Below are 3693 nucleotides of genomic sequence, written 5' to 3'. Positions count from 1 at the left end.
GCCGCCACCGTCGCGACGGTGGCGGCCGAGGCCGTCATTCTGGTACTGCTGGCGGTGCCCGCGTCGCGGTGCTGGGGTGTGCTGTTGGGCGTCTGCTTTCACTCGGTGCTGGCGCTGGCCTCGTTCTACGATTTCGCCACGATCGTGTTCGCGGTCTACCTGCTGCTCGTCCCGACCGAGGTGTTCGCCGCCCTGGCGCCCCGCGACCGGGCGTTGCGACGGCTGGCGCTCGGCGGCCTGGCCGCGCATGTCCTGCTGAGCATCTGGGCCTACCTGGCCGATACGGCGAGAAGCCCGGTCGGGCTGCCCTGGTACACCGTGTTGGTCGCGGCCTGGTTCGTCGCGGTGGGCCCGTTCATGGTCGCGCTGGTGCGCGGCTATCTGGCGGCGCGGGCGGCGGGTGTCGCATCGCCGCGCTGGAACCTGCGGCCGGTGGTGCTGCTGATCGTGCCGCTGCTGGCGTTCGCCAACGGTGCCGCACCGTTTCTGGGCCTGAAAACCGTTGCCAGCTACTCGATGTTCAGCAATCTGCACACCGAGGACGGGCGGACCAACCATTTCCTGCCCGCGGTGTCCGCGGTCGAATCCGCCGGTTTCCAGCGCGATACGGTCGAGGTGAGCGCGCTGCATCTGCCGCAACGTCCCCGGCTCGACACGGTGCATCGCGCGCTGGGCGGCGTGACCTACCTACAGCGACAGTCCCGCTGGATTTCCGAGCCGCCGCCGGTCCGGGTCCCGTGGCTGGAGCTCAGGCGCACGGTGCTGCTGTGGCAGGGCGCGGACATCGGCGGTATCCACATCGCATATGTGCGCGACGGGGCGCCCCGGGTGGTGCCCGACGCCATATCGGATCCCGTTCTGGGAGCACCACTTCCGTGGTGGCAGCGGCACCTGCTGGCGTTCCGAGCGGTCGATTCGGGCTTCGGGCCGGACATCTGCCGGTGGTGACGCCCGCTCAGTGCTGCCCTTTGGGACCGGACCGGAAGATCGCCGCGAGTTCCTCGCGTGAGCTGGCCCCGACCCGTTGGCAGGCGCGGTAGAGGTGGCCCTCCACGCTGCGCACCGACACCACCAGACGGTCAGCGATCTGGCGGTTGGACAGCCCGGCGACGACGAGTTCGGCGATCTCGCGCTGCCGACGGGTCAGCGGCTGCCCGGCCGGATTGCGCAGTGCGGGTGTGCACAGTCCGCCGCACTCCTCGGCGAGTTCCTGGGCGAGCGCGGCGGCGTACATGCTGCGCTTGCTCTGGCCGGTGCGGCCGAACGCGACGGCGGCCTGCGCGGTGGCGTCGGCGGCCGTGGCGCGATCCCCGATGGCCCGGTAGGCATCGGCGGCCGCGAGCAGGCCGGCACCGTCGTCGGCGGCCAGGGCTTCGGCGTGGCGGGCGACGGTATCGGCCAGCGGGAAGCCCAGCTTGCCCGCGAGCTCGCGGGCCCGGGCACTGCCCGAGGCATCGCCCCACTGGACGGCCGCCTGCAGGCAGGCGAGCTCATGCGTCGGCTGATCGCGTTCGGCGGCGAGCCGGGCGGCCTCGACGACGACGCCGATCGCGTCGGTCAGGGCACCGCCCGCAGCCAGCGTCCACCCGGTGACCACCGACAGCGCCGTCTGCATGTACACGTAGTCCTCGGGTACCAGCTCGCGGGCCTGGCCGAGAGCCTCCTGCGCCGCGCCGGCCTGGCCGAGCTTGGCGTGCGCCTCGGCGAGGGCGAAGCAGCTGGCCGCGGGTAGAGCTGTTGTCACATCGTGAGTTTCGGCGCCGGCACGGGCCTCGTAGAGGTGTTTGACGGCGTCGCCGACATCCGAGCGGATCAACTCGGCATGGCCGAGCAGGAAGGCCAGGTTGGCGTAGGCGAGGCCGGGAACGTCGCGCGCCGAATCGTCCAGCTGCGCCGCCGTGCGCACGCACGCCTCGATGCGGCCCGTCAACCGGCAGGCCCGGCCGTACACCCCGCCGAACCAGAACCGCATGGGCGACGATTCGAACGACGTGTTGGCCCTGGCGATGGCCTGCTCGGCGACCTTATCGATATCGTCGACGTGCCCCAGCGCGCCGAGCGCCATCATCAGCGCGATCGAGGCCAGCATCGCGTGGATATCGGTGAGCCCGACGGAGTTCAACGCTGCCCGCGCGTTGACCTCGGCGATGCGACAATGCCCGAGCACCGCATCGACACCGGCCTGGACCGCCAGACGCTCCATCCGCTGCGATTCGGATTCCGTTGTCGTGGAATGCTTTTCCAGCAGTTCGGCGGCCTCGCGGGCGCGGCCAAGCATCCAGGTCAGGTTCGCCGCCCGCAGGGTCGCCCAGTGGTGGCGGTCCGGTCGCTGCTGGGTGCTGATCTCGCGCAGCACCTCTTCCGCGTCATCGCCGCGGCTCAGCAGGAACAGCGTCATGGCCCGCATCGGCGCGGCTTCGGCTACCCCGCATTCGGCTGCGGCGGCGGCGAACCGGTCGGCCGCATCGGGATCGAGCAGCGTGGTGGCGCACCGGGCCGCGGTGAGGAACAGGTCCGGATCCGGCGGCAGGTTGGAGTTCAGCGTCAGCAGCGCGCGCCGTACGGTGGCCCGCATATCGGTGTCGGGGTCGGCGGCGAGCCGTTGCGCGAGCCTGCCCCGGATCCTCGACAGGTGCATCTCCCCCGCGGTGGCCCGGCGCAGTTCGCCGTACAGCGGATGGGCCAGCCGCGCCACCAAGTCCCGTCCCACCCGTTCGACGGAGATCAGCCGCATCTGCTCGGCGATCTCGAGGGCGTCGGGCTCCACCAGATCGCTCAGGACGTCGACGCCGAGCGGCTCGCACTGCGACAAGGTGTCGAGCACCAGGGCCAGCCCAGGGGTGAGCTGCCCCAGCCGCCGGCTGACCATATCGGTGATGCTCTGGGACACCGCGACATCGCCGTCCCACATCCACATTCCCGCCGAGAGCCGCATCCGCCCGGCCGACACCTGGTCCTTGACCAGCTGCAGCAGGTACAGCGCGTTACCGCCGGTGAGTTGCCACAGCCGGTGCGCGCTGCGACTGTCCACGGGTCCCGACAGGGCCGATTCGATCAGGGTGGTCGCTCCAGCGGCCGACAGCGGTTCCAGGTCGATCCGGTCGAGCAGGCTGTCCTTCCACAGCGCGGTCACCGCGTCCGGCTCCGGCCCGCCCGGCCGGGCCGTGACCACCAGCCGCACCCCCTGGGTCTGGGCCAGTTGGTGCACCACATGGGCCGAGAGCCCGTCGAGCAGGTGGGCGTCGTCGACACCGATGACGACTTTGCCCTGGCGCTGTTGGGCGACGAAGGAGTCGATCACCCGGCGCACGTTCGGCAGCGGGTCGCACATGCTCTGGGTGATCGACCCGATAAAGGCGCCGAGCGGGATCGCGCGGGCCGATTCGGTTCCGACGAACCAGCTGGTCCGGTGTCCCGAGGCGGCGGCATGGCTGATCGCCTCGCGGGCCAGCCTCGTCTTCCCGACACCGGCCGTGCCGACGATCAGGACGCCGTGGTGGCCGCCAGGGCCGCCGATGGCACGCCGGATTGCCGCGAGTTCCTGTTCACGTCCAGCCAGCTTCATCGCAGCCCGTACCCGTAGTAGCCATCACCGAGTCCTGCGATTGCCCAGGATATGGCCTGAAAGGGCGCCGAGGAGCGAAAACGGCGCAGTTCGCCGTTCCAGCCGGACCCCCGGCTGGAAGACCGACT

General features: G+C 70.8%; 2 protein-coding genes. One reads left to right on the top strand and one right to left on the bottom strand.

The genetic code is table 11. The annotated features are described in order from the left end of the window. Nucleotides 1–948: hypothetical protein (locus tag ACWDTP_RS37890; RefSeq protein WP_450028351.1), on the top strand; the 948-nt coding region annotated here is incomplete at its 5' end. Nucleotides 949–955: 7 nt separating this feature from the next. On the opposite strand, the gene ACWDTP_RS37885 is transcribed toward ACWDTP_RS37890, so the two are convergent. Then, the gene (locus ACWDTP_RS37885; protein WP_450028350.1) at nucleotides 956–3565 is read right to left on the bottom strand and encodes a LuxR C-terminal-related transcriptional regulator; all 2610 of its coding nucleotides are present in this window, start codon (nucleotides 3563–3565) and stop codon (nucleotides 956–958) included. Between the last annotated feature and the right edge of the window lie 128 nt (nucleotides 3566–3693).

This window comes from Mycobacterium sp. NPDC003449, assembly GCF_053588415.1.
Note: the sequence above shows the minus strand (reverse complement) of the source record. Positions and strands in the feature narration are given on the sequence as shown.